The organism is Streptomyces sp. PR69, from assembly GCF_026420845.1.
Classification (GTDB): domain Bacteria; phylum Actinomycetota; class Actinomycetes; order Streptomycetales; family Streptomycetaceae; genus Streptomyces.
Window position 1 is genome coordinate 216,119 of sequence record NZ_JAOWCB010000006.1, and the last position, 19,644, is coordinate 235,762.

Here is a 19,644-nt window from a genome sequence, read left to right on the forward strand (position 1 = left end):
CCGCAGCGAAGGGGACGAGCCGTCAGTGCTCGCCCTGCGACGGGCCGTCTCGCCGGTCTCCGACATTCTCGGTGAGGACCCGGACCCCGAAGATCCGCCGTCGACAGGCGCGTTGCGCACCTCTTTCCGCTCGACGGAGCGCATTCGCCGTGAGGGTCGGATGGGCGAGATCGGCGCGCTTCTGCCCCAGTTGATCCGCGACGCGCGGGCGGCGGCCCGGTCGCATCACGGAGCCTCGCAGAAGTCGGCCTACGCCGTACTCGCCGAGGCATATCAGGTCGCGGCGACTACTCTCACCGCCCTCGGCAAGGAAGACGCCGCCTTCGCCGCGATGGAACGCGCCACGGATGCCGCACGGCGCTCGGACGACCCCCTTCTGGAGACCGTGGGCGCCTCCACGCTTGCGTGGATCTTCACCAAACAGGGCCGCCTGGAGGACGCCGAACGTCTCGCGCTCCATTACGCCGACCGGAACGAACCCGGATTCCGCTCCAGGCCTCTCGAGCTTTCCCTCTGGGGAATCCTCCTTCTCCGCGCGGCGACGGCGACGGTGCGCCAAGGTGAGCGCACATACGACCGCGTGGAGGAACTGCTGCGCATGGCAGCGGCGGCAGCCGCCGGCATCGGCCGAGACCGGCTCGACTACGCGACTCCGTTCGGCCCCACCAACACCGGCGTGGCGAAGGTGAACTTCCTGGTCGAGATGGAGAGCAGCCAGGAGGCGATCACCGCGGCCCGAACCATCCCGGACGTCCGGTCGCTCCCGCCGACCTGGCGGGCCCGCTTCCATGTGGATCGTGCCCTCGCCTACGCGGACCTCGACCGCGATGAGCACGCTGCCCACGCACTGCTGCTGGCGGAGCGGGACGCCCCCGAGTGGATGCGCTACCACGGCACCGCCCGCCGCCTCGTCGCCGACCTCCGCGCCCGCGAGCGCCGCCGGGTTTCCCCGGTGACCGAACTGGCGGACCGGTTGCGCCTGGACCGGTAGGACGTGACGTCCTACTCGTACTGAGAAATGGCACACAGCGTCACTGCTGCATGGCCGTACGCGTAGCGGCGAGCACGCGCGCCCGTCCGCGCCCCGGGACGCTGCGGCAGCTCCCCGACGGCGGCAGGGCATTCGGAACCGGCCGGGCCCGGCCGCGGCGTACCGTTCTGAGTGTCAGGTCAGACCGAACGGAGTCCAGGATGCCCCAGCACAGCGACACCGCTTCAACCTTCGGCCAGCGAGTCCAGGCCGCCCGCGAACGGACCGGGAAGACCCGCGCCGTCGTCGCAGGCCTCATGGGCCACTCCGTCGAGTGGGTCAAGGCCATCGAGCGCGGCGCCATCGGCATGCCCCGCCTGCCCAAGCTGATCCAACTCGCCCACATCCTCGGTATCGAGGACCTTTCAGAGCTCACCGGGGACGAACGGATCGCCGCTGTCACCTACATCAAGGCCGTTCACGATGACCTGCCCGTCGTCAAGCGAGCGCTGACCACGTATCAGCTCCAGCCCTCCGGTCGCGAGCCCGAGACGCCGCAGGCACTCGTCGCCAGAGTGCGCAAGGCGTGGCGGCTGTGGCACTCCGAGGGCGACCACAGGACCGGCATCGTCGCCCTGCTGCCCGACCTCCTCGCGGACGCCCAGCACTCCGCCCGCGCGCTGGAAGGCGCCGACCGCCGCCGGGCTCTCGTCGCTCTGGCCGAGACCTACCATCTGGCGCAGCTGTACCTGTCGTTCCAGCCGGTGCCCGACCTGGTGACGATGACAGGCGACCGGGCCATGGCCGCTGCGCAGGACGCCGACAGCCCCCGCGCGATCGCGGCCGCCGCCTGGTACATGAACCATGTCCACCGTGACGCCGGGGAGGCCGCTGAGGCACGCGTCGAGCTTGCCGAGGACGCCGCGAGTCTCCTGCGCCGGGATGACGACGACCCCGAGGACATCGCCCGCCGCGGGCTGCTGTTCCTGGCCGTGGCTCTGTCGTTCGCCAAGACGGGGCAGGCGGGGGACGCGTGGCGGTACTGGGACAAGGCCGACGCGGAAGCCAGGAAACTGGGTGACGACTATGCCCACCCCTGGCTCATCTTCGGACGGGGCATCGTCCACGGGTACGCGATCACAATGCAGAACGACTTCGTCCAGCCCGCTCGAGCGGTCGAGGCGGCGAACGATCTGGACCTGGAGCAGATCCCTTCCGCGACGCGACGCTCGTATCACCTGATCGAGACCGCCCGGGCGCACAACCTGCTCGGCGAAGGCGTCGCGGCGGTATCGCTACTGCGCAAGGCACACGAGGAATCCCCCGAGACGGTCCGCTTCAACCTGCACACCCGCTCGGTGCTGCCGGAGCTGGCGAAGTCCGGGCCGCGGATGGTGCAGAACGATGCCCGGCGGCTGGCACGCGAGATCGCCGTACCCGTGTGATCGCTGAGGGGGCAGGAACTCTGCCCCTGGGCAAGGGGGTAGGGACTCTGCCCCCTGCGCCCTGATGCCCGGCCTACCGTCAGTGACGTAGCGATCACTGCGATCCTGAGGGAATCACCCATGCCGGACATCGAGTACAGCCAGCCCCCGTCGTGCGTCTACTGCCCCGAGCAGGGCCCGGACGCCTGCGTAAGGCTGACCTACCCGTCCCCCGAGAGCCCGGGCGAGCCCGTCTTCGCGCACACCGATTGCGCCACGGCGCGCGGCATCGTCCCGCTGTACCGGCCCACCGACCCGCTCGTAGGTTTTGGCCGCCGCGGGCAGGAGGCGGCGCGGTGAGCGAGGCGACCCGGCGGGGCAAGACGTGACCGGCTTTCCGCCCCCCGCTGAGCCCGCCCATCCCCGCCGCCCACCCTTATATGCCCACCTTTATATGGGGCATACAGGCTTCTGCGCCGCTTCTCAGGGCGGACTCAGACAGTTCTCATCTCCGGGTCGAAGACTCGTTGCCATGACGGACTACTACCGCCGAGGCGGCGACGAGCACAGCGAAGGTCAGCAGCGGCAGCCGTACGGCCAGGGTGGATACCCGCCCCCGCCGCCGTACCGGCCCGGGTACGAGCCGCAGAGTGCCACGCCCCCGGTGACCGTGTGGCCGGGGGACGGCGGGGCGGGGTATCAGCCGCCGGGGGAGGTCGTCGTGCAGGCGTCGGCCGCGGCGGCGCCGGTGGGGCCGGAGGGCGGGCGGCGGGCGCGGGCCAAGCGGCCGGTGGCGCTGTTCGCGGCCGTGGCGATCGTGGCGGCCGGCATCGGGGGCGGGGCGTCCGCGCTGGTGCAGGGGCTGGCCGGGGGCAGCGGCAGCGGGTCCGCCGGAAACGCGGTGACCGGCACCAATGTGTCGCAGAGCAGCAAGGGCACCGTCGCCGGTGTCGCCCAGGCCGTGTCGCCGAGCATCGTGGAGATCAACGCCGCCTCCGGGAGCGGACAGTCGACCGGCTCCGGGGTGATCATCACCGCGGACGGCGAGATCATCACCAACAACCACGTCGTGGCCGGGGCCTCCGCGATCCAGGTGAAGCTCAGCGACGGCAAGACCTACGACGCGCATGTCGTCGGCACGGACTCCTCCAAGGACCTCGCGCTGATCAAGCTGGAGGGGGCCAGTGGCCTCAAGGCGGCGACGCTGGGCGACTCCGACAAGCTCCAGGTCGGCGACGAGGTGGTGGCCATCGGTTCGCCCGAGGGGCTGACCGGCACCGTCACCAGCGGCATCGTCTCGGCGCTCGACCGGGACGTCACCGTCTCCCGGGAGCAGGGCCAGGAGTACGGCCAGGGCCAGGGCGGACAGCGCGGCTGGCCGTTCGAGTTCGGCGGGCAGCAGTTCAACGGCGACACGGGCTCGTCGAAGACGACGTACCAGGCCATCCAGACCGACGCCTCCCTCAACCCCGGCAACTCCGGCGGCGCGCTGATCAATATGAACGGCGAGGTCATCGGCATCAACTCCGCCATGTACTCGCCCAGCGCCGCCACCGGCTCCACCGCGGGCAGCGTCGGCCTCGGCTTCGCCATCCCGGTCAACGACGTCAAGGCCGACCTGGACGCCCTCCGCTCGGGCTCCTCCAGCTGACCAGGGCAGATCGCGTGCGAGGCTGAAGGCATGACTGCTACCGGTGAAGGCGGACGCATCCTGATCGTCGACGACGAGCCCGCCGTACGCGAAGCCCTCCAGCGCAGCCTCGCCTTCGAGGGGTACGACACCGAGGTCGCCGTCGACGGCGTCGACGCCCTGGCACGGGCGGAGTCGTACAGACCCGACCTGGTCGTCCTCGACATCCAGATGCCCCGCATGGACGGGCTGACCGCGGCCCGCAGGCTCCGCTCGTCCGGCTCGCGGGTGCCGATCCTGATGCTCACGGCGCGCGACACCGTCGGCGACCGGGTCACGGGGCTGGACGCGGGCGCGGACGACTACCTGGTCAAGCCGTTCGAGCTGGACGAGCTGTTCGCCCGCATCCGCGCCCTGCTGCGCCGCAGCTCCTACGCGGCGGACGCGGGCGCGGCCCCGGCCGACGACATCCTGTCCTTCGCCGATCTGCGGATGAACCTGGCGACCAGGGAGGTCGTCCGCGGCACGCGCCGGGTGGAGCTGACCCGCACCGAATTCACCCTGCTGGAGCTGTTTCTGGCGCATCCGCGCCAGGTCCTGACCCGGGAGCAGATCCTCAAGGCGGTCTGGGGCTTCGACTTCGAGCCGAGCTCCAACTCACTGGATGTGTATGTGATGTATCTGCGCCGCAAGACGGAGGCGGCGGGCGAGCCGCGCCTGGTGCACACGGTGCGCGGGGTGGGCTACGCCCTGCGCGAGGGGTCGGCCGCCGAGTGACCGGTCCCGTCCAGCGCTTCCGCGCACTGCCGCTGCGCTCCCGGCTGGCACTGCTGGTCGCCACGGCGGTCGCGGTCGCCGTCGCCGCGGTGTCCGTCGCCTGCTGGCTGGCGACCCGCGCGCAGCTGCACAACGAGCTCGACACCTCCCTGGAGAACACCAGCGCACCGGTGGGCACGGTGCGCTCCGCCATCGCCGCGTGCAGCGCCAGCCGGGCGGACGAGGCGTCGCCCGGCTTCGCGTACATCCAGGTGGTGTGGCCGGACGGCCGCCGCTGCGTCGCCCCGTACCAGCAGCCGGTCAAGGTGCAGGAGGAGGACGTCGCCGTCGCCGCGGGCGCGCTGGAGAGCGCGCTGCACAACAGCACCACGGACGGCGGTGTGCCGGTGCGCGTCCACACCGAGCGCATCCCCCTCGGCGGCCAGGGCACCGTCGCCGTGTCCGTCTCCCGCCCCCTCACGGAGATCGACGCCTCGCTCAAGCAGCTGGCGGTCCTGCTGAGCGTCGTCGCGGGCGTGGGCGTCGTGGGCGCGGGCGCGGCGGGCCTGTGGGTGGCCCGCACCGGGCTGAGGCCCGTCGACCGGCTCACGGGCGCGGTGGAGCACATCGCCCGCACCGAGGATCTGACCGTGAGCATCCCCGTCGAGGGCGAGGACGAGATCGCCCGGCTGTCCCGCTCCTTCAACTCGATGACCGCCGCGCTGGCCTCCTCCCGGGACCGCCAGTCGCAGCTCATCGCGGACGCCGGCCATGAGCTGCGGACCCCGCTGACCTCCCTGCGCACGAACATCGAGCTGCTGGCGCGCAGCGAGGAGACGGGCCGGGCCATCCCGGCCGCCGACCGCGCCGCGCTGCTGGCCTCGGTCACGGCGCAGATGACGGAGCTGGCCGCCCTCATCGGCGACCTCCAGGAGCTGTCCCGGCCGGATGCCGCCGTGCCGGGTCCGCTGAAGGTGGTCGGGCTGCACGAGATCGCCGAGACCGCGCTGAAGCGGGCCCGGCTGCGCGGCCCCGAGCTGGTCTTCGAGGCGGAGCTGCGCCCTTGGTACGTACGGGCTGAGCCGGCCGCGCTGGAACGGGCGGTGGTCAACGTACTGGACAACGCGGTGAAGTTCTCCCCGCCCGGCGGCACGGTCGAGGTGCGGCTCACGGACGGCGAGCTGACGGTGCGGGACCACGGCCCCGGCATCCCGGAGGACGAACTGCCGCATGTCTTCGAGCGGTTCTGGCGCTCCCCGTCCGCCCGTTCCCTGCCGGGCTCCGGTCTCGGCCTGTCCATCGTGGCCCGTACGGTGCACCAGGCGGGCGGCGAGATCGCCCTCACCCGCGCGGAGGGCAGCGGCACGCGCGCCTCGATCCGCCTCCCGGGGGCCCCGACCCCGCCGCCGGACACTCCGTAGGGACGCCGGACACTGTGCAGGGACGCCGTCCCCACCGGGTCAGTTGTGGCGGATCAGCGACTCGACCAGGCCCGCGCGGGTGTTGGGGTAGTCCATGGGGACGATGCCGAGGCCCGTCCAGCCGTCCGCCTCCGCGCCGTCCAGGAAGGAGTGGACGCGCGGGTTGAGGCGGTCGGAGTTCCAGCGGGGCGGCAGATACGCCGAGGTGCTGACATGGTTGACGTACAGCCTGCCCGGCTGCCGCACGGCCTTGCGGAAGTGCGCCTCGATCTTCGGGTACTTGGCCCCGGGTTCGGCCAGGTAGTCGTCCTGGATGTCGAACAGCGCGCCGTCCCCGTACCGTACGCCGGGCAGTCCGCCGTTGTCGGCGAGCAGCACCACCCGGCCGCGGGCCTCGCCCAGCGCGGGCAGCCCGTCGCCGATGCGGAACAGACCGCGCCAGCCGCGCCGGTCGAGGTAGTCGTCGAAGACGGCGCGGAAGACGGCGTCGCTCTCGTTTGAGTACTCCTGCTTGACGCGCATCAGCACGGTCTCCGACGGATGCGCCCGCAGGAAGTCGCGGCAGGCGATCAGCACATCGCCGAACATCATGTGCTGGAAGGCCGCGCCGTGGTGGATGGCGAAGGAGCCGTCGATGGCCCGGCAGCGGATGTCGAGGAACCGGATGCCGCTGTCGAGCTGCTGCGCGACGGCCGTGTTCTGGCACTCGGCCCACGGCCCGCCGTGGCGCGCGCCGGAGTCATGGGTGCCGGGGACAGTCAGCGTGTGGAGGGCGGTGCCGTCGCCGTGGCCCGCCATCCAGTCCCTGGTCGACAGCGCCCGCGGCGGCGCGGCGGGAGAGGCGGAAGCGGAGGCGGAGGCGGAGGGCGCGCCGATGAGGGCGGTGGCGGTCAGGGCCGCGGCCGTGGCTCCGGCGCCTGCGAGGAAGCTCCGTCGGTCCATGTCCATGAAAGCGGAGTATGGCGCGTGCACGTCAAAAACGGCATGGCTGTGCGATGGCGGAAACGCGACAGGAGCCGGAAGAACGACACCGGGAGAACGAAGGGGCGTCGGACCGCACGGCCCGACGCCCCCTTCCCAGAGCCTTAAATCGTCCTACTCGATGACCGTGATCCGGCCGCCCGCCGGCGGACCGAGCGGCTTCTCGGGAGACGAGTGAGCCTTCAGATACGCGTTGAAGATCTCCAGGTCGGACGCGCCGACCAGCTTGTTCGTGTGCTCCTTGAAGACGGTGAAGCCATCGCCGCCGCCCGCCAGGAATTCGTTCATGGCGACCCGGTAGGTCTTCGACGGGTCGATCGCCTCGCCGTTCAGCCGCACCGAGCCGACGACGATCCGCTCGGCGCCCGACTTGGTCAGATCCAGGGTGTACGTAAAGCCCTCGGACACCTGAAGGATCTTCGGGAACTCCTCATTCGGCCCGCTGACCTGCTGCTGGAGCGCGGTGATGAGCTGCGCGCCGGTCAGGTCGACGACGTTCATCATGTTGGTGAACGGCTGCACCGTGTATGCCTCGCCGTAGGTCACCACGCCGTCGCCCTCGTCGCCCGAGGCCTTGTGGACCAGATCGGCGCGGATGCCGCCGGGGTTCATCAGCGCCAGCTGTGCCCCGCCCTTGTCGGCCGGGGCGAGCCCCTCAAGCTGGGCGTCCGCGATCAGATCGCCCAGCGGCTTCTCCGGCGTGGTCGCGCCACGGCCGTTGATGTCAGCGGAGATATAGCCCTGCGGACGGCTCGCGATCGGCACCGCGAGCTCGTTCCAGCGCTTGATGAGCCGCGTCATATCGGCGGCCGGGGTCTGGTCCCGGCGGACGACATGGTTGGCCGCGGTCGGGTTCTTCCCGTACGTGTGGTGCACCCACCACCACGGCAGCCACTTCGGCAGCTTCTTCTGCCGCCACTTCTCCGTGTTCACCGCCGTGCGCACGATGTCCTTGGTGCGGCGGTCGTAGGTGAGGGTGGTCTCCGTGTAGAGCCTGCCGTACGAGGCGGCCGAGGTGACCAGACGCGGCTTGCCGGCCGGGTCCGGGATGGTGCACACATACGCCTGGTGGGTGTGGCCGGTGACCAGCGCGTCCACCTTCGGCGTGATGCCCTTGGCGATGTCGGCGATCGGGCCCGAGATGCCGTCGCCGGCGCCGGGCGAGTCGCAGTCGTAGTTGTACGACGACGAGGCGGGCGCGCCGCCCTCGTGGATCAGCGCGACGATCGACTTCACGCCCTGGCGGTCCAGCTCACGGGCGTACTTGTTGATCGTCTCGACCTCGTCGTGGAACTTCAGGCCCTTGATGCCGTTCGCGCTGACGATGTCCGCGGTGCCCTCCAGGGTCACCCCGATGAAGCCGATCTTGACACCGCCCTTCTTCCAGACGGTGTACGGCTTGAGGATCGGCTTGCCGGTCTTCTCGTTCGTGACATTGGCCGCGAGGTACGGGAAGTCCGCGCCCTTGAAGGTCTTCCCCTCCTCGGAGCAGCCGTCGACCGGGTGGCAGCCGCCCTTCTGCAGACGGGCCAGCTCGACAGCGCCCTCGTCGAATTCGTGGTTGCCCACGCCCGCCACATCGAGGTCCAGCTCGTTGAGCGCCTCGATGGTCGGCTCGTCATGGAAGAGACCGGAGATCAGCGGGCTGGCGCCGACCATGTCACCCGCGGCGGCGGTGACGGAGTAGCGATTCTTCTTGCGGGCCTCGCGCAGTGAAGTGGCCAGATACTCGATCCCGCCGGCCGGTATGGAGGTCACCGTCCCGTCCGGGTGCGTCTCCTTGACCGTGCCGGAGGAGCCGGACGGCGGCTCCAGATGCCCGTGCAGATCGTTGAAGGAGAGCAGCTGCACATCGACCGTGCGGGAGCGCTGCCAGTTCCCGTAGTGACCACGGTCGCGGTCCCGGCCGCGGTCGCCGTCCTGGCCCCGGTCGTGCGCGCCGGCCGGCACCGCGGCGACGAGCGCCCCGACGGTGGCGATCCCGGCGGCGACGGCCAGCGTCCGCCGCGTGCGCCGCGACCGCCTGAGGGCGCGGCTGTGTGGAGTTGTCGCTGACATCTGTCCCCTTGTCAGTTCAGCGTGGCATGAGGGCTGCGAGCGGCAGCCTAGAGTCAACGCGCGTAGCGCAACAGGGGGAAAGGGTTACGGGCAGGTTGCGAGATCTCCGCCGTACCCTCGATGCATGACCACTGACGCAGTCATTCCGGAGCCCGGCCGGCAGATCCAGACGCTCGACGAGCTGACGCCCGAGCAGGCCGAAGCCGTCCTTGAGCTGCTCCGCGAGTCCGCCCGGGCCGACGGCATGCAGGCCGTCTCCGAGCAGGGCCGGCTGCAGCTGCGGGGCGGAAAGCGGGAAGGCGTACGGCACTTCCTGCTCACCGTCGAAGGCGAGCTGCGGGGCTACGCCCAGCTGGAGGACACCGACCCGGTCGAGGCCCCCGCCGCCGAGCTGGTCGTACACCCGGCCCACCGGGGACGCGGACACGGACGGGCCCTCGGCACCGCCCTGCTCGGGACGTCCGGCAAGCGGCTGCGCGTCTGGGCGCACGGCGGGAAGTCGGCCGCCCGCCATCTGTCGCAGGTCCTCGGCCTCACCCTCTTCCGCGAACTACGGCAGCTGCGGCGGCCGTTGACCCCCATGGACATCCCCGAACCGGACTTCCCGCCCGGCGTGACCGTCCGCACCTTCGTCCCCGGCGAGGACGACGCGGCCTGGCTCTCGGTGAACGCCCGCGCCTTCGCCCACCACCCCGAGCAGGGCTCCCTCACCCAGCGCGACCTGGACGACCGCAAGGCCGAGCCCTGGTTCGACCCCAAGGGCTTCTTCCTCGCGGAACGCGAAGGGGAACTGATCGGCTTCCACTGGACGAAGGTCCACGCCGAGGAGCGGCTCGGCGAGGTGTACGTGCTCGGCGTACTGCCCGAGGCCCAGGGCGGCGGCCTCGGCCGCGCCCTCACCAGCCTGGGCCTGCGGCACCTCGCCGCCGAGGGCATGCCCACCGCGATGCTGTACGTCGACGCGGACAACGTGGCGGCGCTGACGGTCTACGAGCGGCTCGGCTTCACCACGCATGAGGTGGACCTGATGTACCGCACGGAGACGTAAGGCCGGGGGCCGGGGGGTGGGGCAGGGTGCTTCGGGGCCCCCGTCCGCGCGGGTCGCCCGCGGCCCGGGCAGGCGCCTCTCCCACGCACAGGGCGGGTGGGCGGGAAAAGACCCGCACCCGCGGAGACCGGCACGCCCGGGAAACCCGCACGGCGCGCAGCGCCGCCAGGGGGTGCGCGGGGCGAAGCCCCCGCACCCGAGAGGGCGGGAGGGTGGGAAAGGACCCGCACCCGCGAGGGCCACCGCCCCGCCGGAGACGCGCCCCGCGCTGCCAGGACGTCATGTCCTCGTTACCGGCCATTCAGCCTCCCTTGCGACCCTCACTCAATGCAGCCCGCTGTGCCCGCCGCCCCCAACGGGAGAAATCCCCTCACCTCAGACCTCTCCGACGCGCCTGAGCTGCCCATGGCGCGGAAGAATGGGTTCATGAGCCAGCAGCCCGCCGAGGTCCCGGTCCCGCAGCAGTCCCAGCCGCCGCAGCCGCAGCCGTCCGTCGGCTCGATCGCCGCGCACCGTCCGCATGCCACCGCCGCCACGGTCTCCGACCTGGAGCCCGACATCGACGCTGACCTGGACGGATACGAGGTGAGCAACGGGGACGGCCCGGACGCCAGGCACGACGGGGAGCTGCCCAAGGGCCGGTTCCTGGACCGCGAGCGGAGCTGGCTCGCCTTCAATGAGCGGGTCCTGGAGCTCGCCGAGGACCCGAACACCCCGCTGCTGGAGCGCGCCAACTTCCTCGCGATCTTCGCGTCCAACCTGGACGAGTTCTTCATGGTCCGCGTCGCCGGGCTGAAGCGCCGCATCGCGACCGGCGTCGCCACCCGTTCGGCCTCGGGGCTGCAGCCCCGCGAGGTGCTCGATCTGATCTGGACCCGCTCGCGCGAGCTCATGGCGCGGCACGCCGCCGCCTACCAGCAGGACGTGGCCCCCGCGCTGGCCGACGAGGGCGTCCACATCATCCGCTGGCCGGAGCTCAGTGAGAAGGAGCAGGCGCGTCTGTTCACGCTGTTCCGCCAGCAGATCTTCCCGGTGCTGACCCCGCTGGCCGTGGACCCCGCGCACCCGTTCCCGTATATCTCCGGCCTCTCGCTCAATCTCGCGGTCGTCGTCCGCAACCCGGTCAGCGGACACCGCCACTTCGCCCGGGTGAAGGTCCCCCCGCTGCTCTCCCGCTTCCTGGAGGCCTCCCCGCAGCGGTACGTCCCGCTGGAGGACGTGATCGCCGCGCATCTGGAGGAGCTGTTCCCCGGCATGGAGGTGCTTGCGCACCATATGTTCCGGGTGACCAGGAACGAGGACCTGGAGGTCGAGGAGGACGACGCCGAGAATCTCCTTCAGGCGCTGGAGAAGGAGCTGCTGCGCCGCCGCTTCGGCCCGCCGGTGCGGCTGGAGGTCGAGGAGTCGATCGACCCGTACGTCCTGGATCTGCTGGTCCGCGAGCTGAAGATCTCCGAGTCCGAGGTCTATCCGCTGCCCGGTCCGCTGGACCTCACCGGTCTGTTCGGGATCGCCGCGCTGGACCGGCCCGAGCTGAAGTACCCGAAGTTCATCGCCGGCACGCACCGCGACCTCGCCGAGGTGGAGTCCGCCTCCGCGCCCGACATCTTCATGGCGCTGCGCGAACGGGATGTCCTGCTGCACCACCCGTACGACTCCTTCTCCACCTCCGTGCAGGCCTTCCTGGAGCAGGCCGCGGCCGACCCGGACGTGCTGGCGATCAAGCAGACGCTGTACCGCACCTCCGGCAAGTCCCCGATCGTGGACGCGTTGATAGACGCCGCCGAGTCCGGCAAGCAGGTCCTCGTCCTCGTCGAGATCAAGGCCCGCTTCGACGAGCAGGCCAACATCAAGTGGGCGCGGAAGCTGGAGGAGGCCGGCTGCCATGTCGTCTACGGCCTGGTGGGGCTGAAGACGCACTGCAAGCTGTCGCTGGTGGTCCGGCAGGAGGGCGAGACCCTGCGCCGGTACAGCCATGTCGGCACCGGCAACTACCACCCGAAGACGGCCCGGCTGTACGAGGACCTGGGGCTGCTCACCGCGGACCCGCAGGTCGGCGCGGATCTGTCGGATCTGTTCAACCGGCTGTCGGGCTACTCGCGCCGGGAGACGTACCGCAGGCTGCTGGTCGCCCCCAAGTCGCTGCGCGACGGGCTGATCTCCCGTATCAACAAGGAGATCGCCCACCATCGCGCCGGACGCCCCGCCTCGGTGCGCATCAAGGTCAACTCGATGGTGGACGAGGCCGTCGTCGACGCCCTGTACCGGGCGTCCATGGCCGGCGTGCCCGTGGACATCTGGGTGCGCGGGATCTGTGCGATACGCCCCGGAGTCACCGGCCTGTCGGAGAACATCCGGGTCCGCTCGATCCTCGGGCGCTTCCTGGAGCACTCCCGGGTCTTCGTCTTCGGCAACGGCGGAGAGCCGGAGGTGTGGCTCGGCAGCGCCGACATGATGCACCGCAACCTCGACCGCCGTATCGAGGCGCTCGTCCGGGTCACCGACCCGGCCCACCGCGCGGCCCTGAACCGGCTGCTGGAGACGGGCATGTCCGACTCCACCTCCTCCTGGCACCTCGGCCCGGACGGAGCCTGGACCCGGCACGCCACGGACCCCGACGGCCAGCCGCTGCGGCATGTACAGGAGATGCTCATTGACGCCCGGAGGCGCCGGCGTGCACAGCCCTGAAGTTTCCCGGCAGGACCCTGCCGCGGTGATCGAACCCCGCTCCACGGGGGGCGGGGACCCGGCGGGGTTCCCGGGCCTGGAGGTCCGGGAGGCCCCGGAGGCGCTGGAGGCCCTGGAGGCCCTGGAGCCGCTGGAGGCGGTCACGGCCGGTGAGGCCCTCGGCCGGTATCTCCATGCCCAGGCGGGGGATTTTCTGCGCAGCCTGCGGCTGCACGGCGAGAGCGGTTCTGACACGGCTGCCACGGCCGAGGCGGCGCTGGCGCTGCGGATGGCGGCACGGCGCATCGGCGGGACGCTGCAGACGTTCCGGCCGCTGCTGGACCCCGTATGGGCGGACGAGCTGCGTGCGGAGCTGGCCTGGCTGTCCGCCACGCTCGCCCAGGAGCACGCCTGCATCTCCCGGCTGTCCCGGCTGCTGGACGCCCTGTCCCGCCTTTCGGGCGCGGTTCCGCTGCCCCCGGCCCGTGCGGAGCTGACGCTGCCGCCGTCGGGCGGCGCGGCGGCGCGCAAGGGGGACCCCGCCCGGGAGGCCCCGCAGGCTCAGGGGGCTCAGGGGGCTCAGGGGGCCGACGCCGGGAGCGCGGCCGCGGGGGCGCAGGCCCGGCAAGGCGCGGGGTCTTCGGGCTCCGCGGCCCCCGGAGGTTCCCGGGACGGCGGGGCGCCGTCGGCCCAGGAGACGGCCACGGGAGGACCTGGTGACACGGGCGGCACGGGGAGCGCGGCCGCGGGGGCCGACGCTGCCGGGGGACGCGCCGGCATCGGAGCCGTACCGGAGACGACCTCCTCCGGCGCCCACGAGCCGACGGCCACCGGGCACGCCGACGGCCGGACGCCCCCCGGCACCCACGAGCCGACCGCCACCGGCAACACCACCACCCAAGCCACCCCCAAGGCCACCGCCCCCGGCGCCCACGAGCCGACGGCCACCGGGCACGCCGACGGCCGGACGCCCCCCGGCGCCCACGAGCCGACCGCCACCGGCAACACCGCCACCCCCAAGGCCGCCGCCTCCCATACCCGCCAGCCGGTCACCCCCGCCGCCAGGGCCACCGCCCCCAACGCCCACGGCCGCACCACCGCCGGCACCGGCTCGCTCACCGTCGGGGCCGCCCGTGCCGGGGCCCTGCTGGAGCGGCAGCTCACCCTCGCCCGGACGCGCGCCCACTCCGCCGCGCTGCAGGCGCTCGGCTCGTCCCGTTTCCACGCGGTCGCCGACGCCGTCGCCGTCCTCGCCTCCGAGCTGCCGCTCACCCCGGCGGCCGGGGCGTCGGCCGCCGAGGCGCTCGTCCGCCCCGCGCAGCTCGCGGAGCGGCTGCTGCTGGACGCGGTCGCCGCGCTTCCGCTGGCCCGCGCGGCCCACCCGTACAACGCGGAGGCGCTGGTCCACGGCCTGTCCGCGCCGCCGGCCGGTGAGGCGCAGGACGCGCCGTGGCATCAGGTGCGCCAACTGCTGCGGCTGCACCGGTACGCGCGTGAGGTGCTGCACCCGCAGACCGCTGATCCGGTGCTCGGCCAGGCCGGACGGGTTCTCGACCGGCACCGGGACGCGGCCGAGGCGGCCGCGGCCGCCGCCGCGGCGGCGCGCACGCCGCGCATCGCCCCGGCCACCGCGTACGCGCTGGGCGTGCTGCACGCGGATCAGCGGCATGAGGTGGAGGCCGCCCGCTTCGCGTTCCAGCAGGTCTGGCAGCAGACGGCCGCCGCAGCCCCGGCCACGGTGTCATGAACACGGGCGGCCCCGAGACGGGCGAGGACACGGCCACGGTCCTGGCGGCCGGGTGCGTCCTGTGGCGGCGCTCCCCGCACGGCTACGCCCAGGGCACCCCGTACGCAGGCGAGGGCATCGAGATCTGTCTCGTACACCGCCCGAAATACGGCGACTGGTCGCATCCGAAGGGGAAGCTGAAGCGCGGCGAGGACGCCCTCTCCTGCGCGCTGCGCGAGGTGCTGGAGGAGACCGGCCACCGCTGTGTCCCGGGCGCCCGGCTGCCCACGGTCCGCTATGTTGCGAACGGCCGCCCCAAGGAGGTCCGGTACTGGGCGGCGGAGGCCACCACCGGCTCCTTCGCCGCGGGTCACGAGGTCGACCAGATCGTCTGGCTCCCCCCGGCGGCGGCCCGTCACCGGCTCACCCAGCCACGTGACCGAAAACTGGTGGACGCGCTGCTCGACGCGCTCCGCTCGGCCTGACGGCAAGTGACGCACCGTGACGACCGCGTGACGACGGTGGCACGACAGCCGGCCCCGGGCACTCGTTCCGGCCCGTGCGCTATCCGCACAACAGCCTCATAACGGGCCGGACACGGAACGGCTACGGAACCCCGTATGACCTCAGCCGCCCGACCTCAGCACCCAGCCGCCTAGCACGGTTCACCTTCCGTTCACCCTCCCCGGTTTGCGGCTTCACCTGATCTGCTTAATTTCGGCCGTACACGGTGACCAGCGCACTGCTGCACCACCTCACCCCGACGCACGCCGCCATACGTTTCCGACATCGGTCTGCGTCACGGCGGCTCCTGGAAGGAACACCCGATAGTGAAGCTTCAGCGCAAGAACGGACTTCGCGCGACCGCGCTCGGCGCCCTCGCCGTTTCCGGCGCCCTGGTTCTCACGGCGTGTGGTTCGGACGACAACGCCCCTGGCAACGGCAGCGGCGGCAACAGCGGTGAGAAGACCGCGGCCACGTCGAACATCGACTGCGGCGACGCCAAGGGCCAGCTGCTCGCGGCGGGCTCCAGCGCCCAGAAGAACGCCATGGACCTGTGGGTGAAGAACTTCCAGGCCGCCTGCTCCGGTGTGGAGATCAACTACCAGTCGATCGGCTCCGGCGGCGGCATCACCAAGTTCACCCAGGGCCAGGTCGCCTTCGCCGGCTCCGACTCGGCCCTGAAGCCGGACGAGGTCACCGAGTCGCAGAAGGTCTGCAAGGACGGCAAGGGCATCAACCTCCCGATGGTCGGCGGCCCGGTCGCCATCGGCTACAACCTCCCCGGCGTGGAGAACCTGGTCCTCGACGGCCCGACCCTCGCCAAGATCTTCGACTCGAAGATCACCAAGTGGAACGACGAGGCCATCGCCAAGCTCAACCCCGACGCGAAGCTCCCGGACACCGAGATCCAGGCCTTCCACCGCTCGGATGAGTCCGGCACCACGCAGAACCTGCACGCGTACCTCAGCGCGTCCGCTCCGAACGAGTGGAAGCACGACCCGAAGTCGAAGTCGTGGGAGGCCCCCGGCGGCCAGGCGGCCAACGGCTCCTCCGGCGTCGCGGCGGCCGTCAAGGGCGCTGAGAACTCGATCGGCTACTTCGAGCTCTCCTACGCCACCGCCCAGTCCATCCCGACCGTGAGCATCGACACCGGCGCCAGCGAGCCGGTCAAGGCGACCACCGAGAACGCCTCCAAGGCCATCGCCGCCGCCAAGGTCAAGGGAACCGGCAACGACCTGGCCCTGGAGCTCGACTACGCCACCAAGGCCGAGGGCGCCTACCCGATCATCCTGGTCACCTACGAGATCCCCTGCGACAAGGGCAACAAGGCGGAGACCCTGCCGGCCCTGAAGGCGTTCCTGAACTACGCCGTCAGCGACGAGGGCCAGAAGGTCCTCGCCGACGCCGACTACGCCCCGCTGCCGGCGGAGATCGCGGCCAAGGTCCGCGAGATCGTCCCCACCCTGTCCTGACCCCGACCGGGGCCGGCCGGGTCCACCACACACCCGTGAGGGACCCGGCCGGCCCCGGCATCCGGTGCACCGCCGCCAGGAGCCGCACAGCTCCGCAGACCGGAGAAAATCGATGGCAACAACTGCTCACACCGAAGTGCCGCCCCCCAAGGGGCCGGCCATAGAGACTTCCAAGGCCAGGAACAAGGTCCGCCCGGGCGACCGGGTGTTCCTGGGCCTGTCCCGCGGCTCCGGCATCACCCTGCTGGTGATCATGGCCGCGATCGCCGCCTTCCTCACCTACCGCGCGGCCCTCGCGATCTCGAAGAACGAGGGCAACTTCTTCACCACCTTCGACTGGAACCCGGCCGGCGACCCGCCGGTCTTCGGCATCGCCGTCCTCGCCTTCGGCACGATCGTCTCCTCGATCATCGCCATGGTGATCGCCGTGCCGGTCGCGGTGGGCATCGCGCTGTTCATCTCGCACTACGCGCCGCGCAAGCTGGCCGCCCCGCTCGCCTACGTCGTCGACCTGCTGGCCGCCGTGCCGTCGATCATCTACGGCCTCTGGGGCGCGATCTTCCTCGTCCCGTATCTGGACGGCCTCAACAAGTGGCTCGACCAGTACATGGGCTGGACGTACATCTTCGACAAGTCCGGCGAGGGCGTCGCCCGCAACCTCTTCACCGTCGGCATCCTGCTGGCGATCATGATCCTGCCGATCATCACCAATGTGACCCGTGAGGTCTTCCTCCAGGTGCCGAAGATGCACGAGGAGGCCGCGCTGGCGCTGGGCGCCACCCGCTGGGAGGTCATCCGGATGTCGGTGCTGCCCTTCGGCCGCTCCGGCATCATCAGCGCCTCCATGCTCGGCCTCGGCCGCGCACTCGGCGAGACCATGGCCGTCGCGGTCGTCCTCTCCCCGAGCTTCCTGATCTCCGGGCATCTGCTCGACCCCGGTGGCGGAACGTTCGCCCAGAACATCGCCGCCAAGTTCAACGAGGCGGACGAGTTCGGCCGCGACGCCCTGATCGCCTCCGGTCTGGTCCTGTTCGTCATCACGCTGCTGGTCAATGGCGCGGCCCGAATGATCATCGCCCGCCGCAAGGAGTACTCGGGGGCCAACGCATGATGAGCCAGACCATCCAGGACCAGCGCCGCCCGGCCGCGGTCCAGCGCGTCAACCACCTTTCGCACGCCCGCCTCCCGCGCTGGGCCCAGCCCGCCATCGCGGTCGCCTCGATCGCCGCGGGCTGTGGCCTGGGCCTGGCGGCCGGCTGGCACAGCAAGGTCCAGTGGGGCCTGCTGGCCGCGCTGATCTTCGTACTCGCCAGCTTTGCGATCACCACCAGGGTCGAGGGCGCCCGGCAGGCCAAGGACCGGGCGGCCACCAGCGTCATCTGGGTCTCCTTCATCCTGGCGATCGTCCCGCTGCTCTCCCTGTCCTGGGTCACGATCAGCAAGGGCATCGAAGTCCTCGACCCGTACTTCCTCACCCACTCGATGAACGGCGTCCTCGACGCCGCGCCCGGCGGCGGTCTCTACCACGCGCTGCTCGGCACCATCGAGCAGGTCGCGCTCGCCGCCCTGATCGCCGCGCCGATCGGCCTGCTGACCGCGATCTACCTGGTCGAGTACGGCGGCGGGAAGCTGGCGCAGGCCATTACGTTCTTCGTGGACGTGATGACGGGCATCCCGTCGATCGTCGCGGGTCTGTTCATCCTCGCCACCTGGAATCTGATGCTGGGCTTCGGGCCCTCCGGATTCGCCGGCTCGCTGGCGCTCGCCATCCTGATGATGCCGGTCGTGGTCCGCTCCACCGAGGAGATGCTCAAGCTCGTCCCGAACGAGCTGCGCGAGGCGTCACTCGCGCTCGGCGTCCCCAAGTGGCGGACCATCCTCAAGGTGGTGCTCCCCACCGCGATCGGCGGCATCACCACCGGCGTCATGCTCGCGATCGCCCGTATCACCGGTGAGACGGCCCCCGTGCTGCTGCTTGTCTTCGGCACCAAGCTGATCAACCCGAACCCCTTCGAAGGCGCTCAGGCATCCCTGCCGCTGTATGTGTACGAGCAGTACGCCGTCGGCACCGACGCCTCCATCGCGCGTGCCTGGGCCGGCGCCCTCGTACTGATCGCCTTCGTCATGCTCCTCAACCTGGTGGCCCGCGGCATCGCCCGCTGGAAGGCCCCGAAGACCGGCCGCTAAGGCCATCTGGAAGTGATTTAAATGGCCAAGCGAATCGACGTCAGCGGCCTGACCGCCTACTACGGCTCCCACAAGGCGATCGAGGACATCTCGATGACCGTGGAGCCCCGCTCCGTCACCGCCTTCATCGGCCCGTCCGGCTGCGGCAAGTCCACGTTCCTGCGCACCCTGAACCGGATGCACGAGGTCACCCCCGGCGGCCGCGTCGAGGGCAAGGTGCTGCTGGACGACGAGAACCTGTACGGCTCCGGCGTCGACCCCGTCGCCGTACGCCGTACGGTCGGCATGGTCTTCCAGCGGCCGAACCCCTTCCCGACCATGTCGATCTTCGACAATGTCGCGGCGGGCCTGCGGCTGAACGGCAACTACAAGAAGAGCCAGCTCAACGACATCGTCGAGAAGTCGCTGCGCGGCGCGAACCTCTGGAACGAGGTCAAGGACCGGCTGAACAAGCCGGGCTCGGGCCTCTCCGGCGGTCAGCAGCAGCGTCTGTGCATCGCCCGCGCGATCGCGGTCGAGCCGGATGTGCTGCTGATGGACGAGCCCTGCTCGGCGCTGGACCCGATCTCCACGCTGGCGATCGAGGACCTGATCGGCGAGCTGAAGGAACGCTTCACGATCGTCATCGTGACGCACAACATGCAGCAGGCGGCGCGCGTCTCGGACCGCACGGCGTTCTTCAACCTGGCGGCCGTGGGCCAGCCGGGCAAGCTGATCGAGATCGACGAGACGGAGCGCATCTTCTCCAACCCGTCGGTCCAGGCGACCGAGGACTACATCTCGGGCCGCTTCGGATAACC

The 19,644-nt window shown here is 71.0% G+C and carries 16 protein-coding genes; 14 read left to right on the forward strand and 2 right to left on the reverse strand.

The genetic code is table 11. The features are described from left to right. Positions 1-25: 25 nt before the first annotated feature. The 6 genes from OF819_RS08460 to OF819_RS08485 all read left to right on the forward strand — a co-directional run bounded on the left by OF819_RS08460 (position 26) and on the right by OF819_RS08485 (position 6,201). On the forward strand, positions 26-991 hold the full coding sequence (locus OF819_RS08460; protein WP_267242831.1) for an XRE family transcriptional regulator: 966 nt from the start codon (positions 26-28) through the stop codon (positions 989-991). Positions 992-1,191: 200 nt separating this feature from the next. Further along, on the forward strand, positions 1,192-2,415 hold the full coding sequence (locus OF819_RS08465) for a helix-turn-helix domain-containing protein (protein WP_267242768.1): 1,224 nt from the start codon (positions 1,192-1,194) through the stop codon (positions 2,413-2,415). 120 nt (positions 2,416-2,535) lie between these two features. Then, positions 2,536-2,754 (forward strand): hypothetical protein, encoded by a 219-nt coding sequence (locus OF819_RS08470; protein WP_267242769.1) that lies wholly within the window; start codon positions 2,536-2,538, stop codon positions 2,752-2,754. 172 nt (positions 2,755-2,926) lie between these two features. Then, a complete protein-coding gene (locus OF819_RS08475; RefSeq protein ID WP_267242770.1) occupies positions 2,927-4,045 on the forward strand; it encodes a S1C family serine protease in 1,119 nt (372 codons plus the stop codon). A 30-nt stretch (positions 4,046-4,075) separates the two neighbouring features. Further along, positions 4,076-4,801 (forward strand): response regulator transcription factor, encoded by a 726-nt coding sequence (locus OF819_RS08480; RefSeq protein ID WP_267242771.1) that lies wholly within the window; start codon positions 4,076-4,078, stop codon positions 4,799-4,801. Next, positions 4,798-6,201, forward strand: coding sequence for a sensor histidine kinase (locus OF819_RS08485; protein WP_267242772.1), 1,404 nt, complete (start codon positions 4,798-4,800; stop codon positions 6,199-6,201). The genes OF819_RS08480 and OF819_RS08485 overlap by 4 nt, the downstream gene beginning before the upstream one ends. Positions 6,202-6,240: 39 nt before the next feature. On the opposite strand, the gene OF819_RS08490 is transcribed toward OF819_RS08485, so the two are convergent. Then, positions 6,241-7,143, reverse strand: a complete 903-nt coding sequence (locus OF819_RS08490) for a phosphatidylinositol-specific phospholipase C (protein ID WP_267242825.1) — start codon at positions 7,141-7,143, stop codon at positions 6,241-6,243. A 153-nt stretch (positions 7,144-7,296) separates the two neighbouring features. Then, entirely contained in the window at positions 7,297-9,240 is a 1,944-nt protein-coding gene (locus OF819_RS08495; RefSeq protein ID WP_267242773.1) for a bifunctional metallophosphatase/5'-nucleotidase, read from the reverse strand. Between the two features lie 124 nt (positions 9,241-9,364). Here OF819_RS08495 and mshD point away from each other — a divergent pair, with 124 nt between their 5' ends. From mshD to pstB, 8 genes are all read left to right on the forward strand, one after another. Beyond that, on the forward strand, positions 9,365-10,288 hold the full coding sequence (gene mshD / locus OF819_RS08500) for a mycothiol synthase (protein ID WP_267242774.1): 924 nt from the start codon (positions 9,365-9,367) through the stop codon (positions 10,286-10,288). Between the two features lie 426 nt (positions 10,289-10,714). Continuing rightward, on the forward strand, positions 10,715-12,976 hold the full coding sequence (locus OF819_RS08505) for an RNA degradosome polyphosphate kinase (RefSeq protein WP_267242775.1): 2,262 nt from the start codon (positions 10,715-10,717) through the stop codon (positions 12,974-12,976). 25 nt (positions 12,977-13,001) lie between these two features. Continuing rightward, positions 13,002-14,702 (forward strand): CHAD domain-containing protein, encoded by a 1,701-nt coding sequence (locus tag OF819_RS29230; RefSeq protein ID WP_416370491.1) that lies wholly within the window; start codon positions 13,002-13,004, stop codon positions 14,700-14,702. Beyond that, on the forward strand, positions 14,699-15,166 hold the full coding sequence (locus tag OF819_RS08520) for an NUDIX hydrolase (RefSeq protein WP_267242776.1): 468 nt from the start codon (positions 14,699-14,701) through the stop codon (positions 15,164-15,166). The genes OF819_RS29230 and OF819_RS08520 overlap by 4 nt, the downstream gene beginning before the upstream one ends. Positions 15,167-15,511: 345 nt before the next feature. After that, the gene (pstS, locus tag OF819_RS08525) at positions 15,512-16,657 is read left to right on the forward strand and encodes a phosphate ABC transporter substrate-binding protein PstS (RefSeq protein ID WP_267242777.1); all 1,146 of its coding nucleotides are present in this window, start codon (positions 15,512-15,514) and stop codon (positions 16,655-16,657) included. Positions 16,658-16,769: 112 nt separating this feature from the next. Beyond that, positions 16,770-17,768 carry a phosphate ABC transporter permease subunit PstC gene (gene pstC / locus OF819_RS08530; protein ID WP_267242778.1) on the forward strand — a complete coding sequence of 333 codons (999 nt, stop codon included), beginning with the start codon at positions 16,770-16,772 and terminating at the stop codon, positions 17,766-17,768. Further along, on the forward strand, positions 17,768-18,844 hold the full coding sequence (gene pstA, locus OF819_RS08535) for a phosphate ABC transporter permease PstA (protein ID WP_267242827.1): 1,077 nt from the start codon (positions 17,768-17,770) through the stop codon (positions 18,842-18,844). Before pstC ends, pstA begins: the two co-directional genes overlap by 1 nt. A gap of 21 nt (positions 18,845-18,865) precedes the next feature. Next, positions 18,866-19,642 carry a phosphate ABC transporter ATP-binding protein PstB gene (gene pstB, locus OF819_RS08540; protein ID WP_267242779.1) on the forward strand — a complete coding sequence of 259 codons (777 nt, stop codon included), beginning with the start codon at positions 18,866-18,868 and terminating at the stop codon, positions 19,640-19,642. The last annotated feature ends 2 nt before the right edge of the window (positions 19,643-19,644 follow it).

Coding starts and splice junctions, on each gene's coding strand:
- OF819_RS08465 (WP_267242768.1), top strand. CDS start 1,192: ATGCCCCAGCACAGCGACACCGCTTCAACCTTCGGCCAGCGAGTCCAG.
- OF819_RS08470 (WP_267242769.1), top strand. CDS start 2,536: ATGCCGGACATCGAGTACAGCCAGCCCCCGTCGTGCGTCTACTGCCCC.
- OF819_RS08475 (WP_267242770.1), top strand. CDS start 2,927: ATGACGGACTACTACCGCCGAGGCGGCGACGAGCACAGCGAAGGTCAG.
- OF819_RS08480 (WP_267242771.1), top strand. CDS start 4,076: ATGACTGCTACCGGTGAAGGCGGACGCATCCTGATCGTCGACGACGAG.
- OF819_RS08490 (WP_267242825.1), bottom strand. CDS start 7,143: ATGGACCGACGGAGCTTCCTCGCAGGCGCCGGAGCCACGGCCGCGGCC.
- OF819_RS08495 (WP_267242773.1), bottom strand. CDS start 9,240: ATGTCAGCGACAACTCCACACAGCCGCGCCCTCAGGCGGTCGCGGCGC.
- mshD (WP_267242774.1), top strand. CDS start 9,365: ATGACCACTGACGCAGTCATTCCGGAGCCCGGCCGGCAGATCCAGACG.
- OF819_RS08505 (WP_267242775.1), top strand. CDS start 10,715: ATGAGCCAGCAGCCCGCCGAGGTCCCGGTCCCGCAGCAGTCCCAGCCG.
- OF819_RS08520 (WP_267242776.1), top strand. CDS start 14,699: ATGAACACGGGCGGCCCCGAGACGGGCGAGGACACGGCCACGGTCCTG.
- pstC (WP_267242778.1), top strand. CDS start 16,770: ATGGCAACAACTGCTCACACCGAAGTGCCGCCCCCCAAGGGGCCGGCC.
- pstA (WP_267242827.1), top strand. CDS start 17,768: ATGAGCCAGACCATCCAGGACCAGCGCCGCCCGGCCGCGGTCCAGCGC.
- pstB (WP_267242779.1), top strand. CDS start 18,866: ATGGCCAAGCGAATCGACGTCAGCGGCCTGACCGCCTACTACGGCTCC.